The sequence below is a fragment of the Saccharopolyspora rectivirgula DSM 43747 genome, assembly GCF_000497205.1.
Classification (GTDB): domain Bacteria; phylum Actinomycetota; class Actinomycetes; order Mycobacteriales; family Pseudonocardiaceae; genus Saccharopolyspora; species Saccharopolyspora rectivirgula.
Genome location: NZ_AYJW01000118.1, coordinates 1 through 3,253, shown reverse-complemented (window position 1 = coordinate 3,253; position 3,253 = coordinate 1). Strand labels below are relative to the sequence as shown.

The 3,253-nt window shown below is 65.3% G+C and carries 3 protein-coding genes, 1 tRNA gene and 1 pseudogene; 3 read left to right on the top strand and 2 right to left on the bottom strand.

Annotated features, from left to right (window positions below; genetic code table 11):
* The first annotated feature begins 206 nt into the window (after nucleotides 1–206).
* Nucleotides 207–279: transfer RNA gene (locus SREC43747_RS0118980), tRNA-Lys, on the top strand.
* Nucleotides 280–423: 144 nt separating this feature from the next.
* On the opposite strand, the gene SREC43747_RS21455 is transcribed toward SREC43747_RS0118980, so the two are convergent.
* Nucleotides 424–564 carry a hypothetical protein gene (locus SREC43747_RS21455; protein ID WP_160173024.1) on the bottom strand — a complete coding sequence of 47 codons (141 nt, stop codon included), beginning with the start codon at nucleotides 562–564 and terminating at the stop codon, nucleotides 424–426.
* 17 nt (nucleotides 565–581) lie between these two features.
* On the opposite strand from SREC43747_RS21455, the gene SREC43747_RS0118970 reads away from it, so the two are divergent.
* Nucleotides 582–1,373, top strand: coding sequence for an IclR family transcriptional regulator domain-containing protein (locus SREC43747_RS0118970; RefSeq protein WP_029722962.1), 792 nt, complete (start codon nucleotides 582–584; stop codon nucleotides 1,371–1,373).
* Nucleotides 1,374–1,416: 43 nt separating this feature from the next.
* Here the strand turns inward: SREC43747_RS0118970 and SREC43747_RS0118965 are convergent, their stop codons facing one another.
* Nucleotides 1,417–2,277, bottom strand: a complete 861-nt coding sequence (locus tag SREC43747_RS0118965) for a glycine/sarcosine N-methyltransferase (protein ID WP_029722961.1) — start codon at nucleotides 2,275–2,277, stop codon at nucleotides 1,417–1,419.
* 531 nt (nucleotides 2,278–2,808) lie between these two features.
* Between SREC43747_RS0118965 and SREC43747_RS0118960 the strand changes: the two are divergent.
* Nucleotides 2,809–3,253 (top strand): annotated as a pseudogene (locus SREC43747_RS0118960) (propionyl-CoA--succinate CoA transferase); the annotation flags it as partial.

Genomic DNA, 3,253 nt, shown 5'->3' with positions numbered 1-3,253 from the left:
CGCAGAGCACACCCCTTCGGGGTTAGCGCTGGTTGTGGAACGCGCGAAGCGGTCCAGACCGTTCCCACCGGGGCTCGCACCGGACCCCGCCCGTTAACCACCCCCCCCCCGTTCAAGCCCCCAAATGGGCGTGCTAATCTTTTTGACGTCGCCAGGGAGACGGGACAGAAAAGAGACCGGCGAACTGGAGACGGAAAACAGAACAAGCGCCAATAGCTCAACTGGCAGAGCAGCTGACTCTTAATCAGCGGGTTCGGGGTTCGAGTCCCTGTTGGCGCACAGAATGCGAAAAGACCCGCCGAAAGGCGGGTCTTTTCGCATTTCCGGCCGGATCATCGATCCCACCTCGACGACCTCCCGCGCTCCGGCGAAAACCGCGATCACCGGCGCCGAACCGCGACCGCAGCCCCGAAGTGCTGATCATCACACGGCCTCCGCGCTGCCCCGGGTGCGCCCCACCCGCCACGGCACCCCACCCGCGATCACCGCGGTGAGCAACACCACGCGCACCCCGAGTACCCGCCAGTAGTGTTCTTGCGGAGAACGAAGACGCACAGCACCCATGCAGACCAGGAGGCGGTATGGCCGGCACCCGCGGGCAATATTTCGTGCGGTCGGTGGAGCGAACCCTGTCGGTGCTGCGCGCGTTCTCACCCGAACGCCCGGAACTCACCCTCACCGAAGTGGCCCAGGCCTGCGGCCTGGACCGCGCCGGCGCCCGCCGCATCCTGCTCACCCTGGTCGACCTCGGCTACGTGCGCCACGACGGGCGCCTGTTCGCCCTCACCCCGCAAGTCCTGGAATTCGGCTACGCCTACCTGTCCAGCCGCTCCCTGCCCCAGATCGCCGAACCGCACCTGCGGCGGCTCACCGAACAACTGCGGGAGATGACCGCCGTCGCGGTCCTCGACGGCGACGAGATCCGCTACGTCGCCGAAGTGCCCAGCCCGAAACTGCTGTCGGTGACCATCCCGGTCGGCACCCGCTTCCCCGCGCACGCCACCTCGATGGGCAAAGTGCTGCTGGCCTGGCTGCCACCCGAACAACTGGACGCCCGGCTGCGCGCCATGGACCTGCGGCCCCTGGCATCCCGCACGATCACCAGCCGCGAAGAACTGCTCGCCGACCTGGCCCAAGTCCGCAAACGCGGCTTCGTCATCTCCGACAGCGAACTCGAAGACGGCCTCCGCGGCGTGGCCGTGCCGATCCGCGACCAGGAGGGCACCGTGTTCGCGGCCGTCAACGTCTCCCTCGACGAGCACGCCAGCTCCGCGGAAAACATCCGGAACGAAGTAGTTCCACTGTTGTTGGCCACCGCCGCGCGCATCGAAGCCGACCTGCGGATGAAACCAAACCGCCCGGTGGGCAAGTGAGCCCACCGGGCGGCACGGCCCGTGGCGGAGGCCGAAAGGAAGATCACAGGTCCTCGGGAGCCATGTAGCGCTTCTCCGCCACGTGGATGAAGTAGTCCGGCTCAGTGCCGTCGTAGTTCTCCTGGAAGTCGCCGAACGTCTCGATCTTCTGGAACCCGACGTCGCGCAACAGCCCGCGCAGGTAGTCCTTCCGCAGCGGGTACATGTTGAGGTAGTACTCGCTGCCGTCCGGGAAGCTGTACCGGTAGCGGGCCAGCCCCTCGTCGACGTGGTCCGGAGCAGCCGTCACCTCAGCACCGCAGTAGTAGTACGTCTGGCTGCTGCCGCCCTTGCCGTCGAGGATCGCGTCGTAGTTGCGCTGATCGATGATGAGCACACCGTCGTGCTTGAGCTTGGAGTAGAACTCGGCGAGAGCCTTGCGCCGGTCGTGCTCATTGAACAGGTGCGTAAACGAGTTGCCGAGGCAGATGATGGCGTCGAACTCCCCCGGCACGTCCCGGCTCAGCCACCGCCAGTCGGCGTTGACCACGCGCAGCACGTGCCCACCGTGCTTGAGTCCATTGCGGAACGCCTTGGCGAGCATCTGCGGGCTGCCGTCCGCGCTGACCGTGTCGAAGCCCTCCTCGAGCAACCGGACGGAGTGGAAACCGGTGCCGGTGGCAACGTCGAGCACCTTCTGCGCACCACGCTTACGCAGCTGTTCAATGAAGAACCGGCCTTCCCCCTCGGCGCGGCGCTTCCAGTCGATCAACTCATCCCACTTGTCGACGATGCCGCCGACGTACTCCTGGGTGTAGTGGTCGGTGTCGCGAACCTCCAGTGGGTTGTCACCGAAAACCTGGTCCTTGAGGGCCAGGGATTCGGTGGGATCGATCGTACTACCGGTGGGGGCGTTGTTCGTCATGCTCCTTTTCTCCGCGTCGCTGTCACAACTCCGGGCAGAGGTACGGAATTCCGTTGCATGGCCCGGAGTTGCCTTCGACGTTAGGGGCCGGCCCAACGGAATCAAGGGTTGAAATCCTCCGAAACCACCGGCACGACCGCCCCACCGCGCCCCCGGGAAAGCGCACTGACCAGGCGATCGGACCGTGCGCGGAAGAACTTTTGTGAGTTCCGGAAACATCCCGTTCGCGTTCGCTCTGCGATCGGCGCTGTCACCTGGCGAACAACTCGCGAACTAGTTGGAGATCAAAGTGACCGAACGCACGAAAACCGACACGCGCATCATTTTCCCAGGTCACAACCGATTTCGAACATCAACGAACGTCAGTTCACCGGCCGGTAACCCCACCGCAAAGACCGCGGTGTGCCCCAGCTCATAGTTATCTGGGTCTCGCCCCGCGCTTACGCTGCCCCGCAACCCCGGTGTGTGACGTCCGCAATGCGATTCGGCTCCGGGGGCCTCTGCTGGCAGTGACGCGAAGCAGGAGGACAGATGACCGGCAGGATTCGCAATCAGCGGCTCGCGGCGCGAGTGGTCGACGCCGAACGCGCAGCCGAGCTGATCGAGTCCGGTGACAACGTTGGGATGAGCGGCTTCACCGGAGCCGGCTACCCCAAAGAAGTCCCGGGCGCACTGGCCAAACGGGTCAGCGTAGCCGCAACCGAAGGCAAGCCGATGAAAGTCGGCCTGTGGACCGGTGCGTCCACCGCGCCCGAACTCGACGGCGCACTGGCCGAAGTCGACGGCGTGGACCTGCGGCTGCCCTACCAATCCGACCCCACCAGCCGCGCCAAGATCAACTCCGGTGAGATGCACTACACCGACATCCACCTCTCCCACGTCGCGCAGCAGGTCTGGGAAGGATTCCTCGGCCCCCTCGACGTCGCCGTCGTGGAAGTAGCCGGCATCACCGAAGACGGCCGCCTGATCCCGTCCT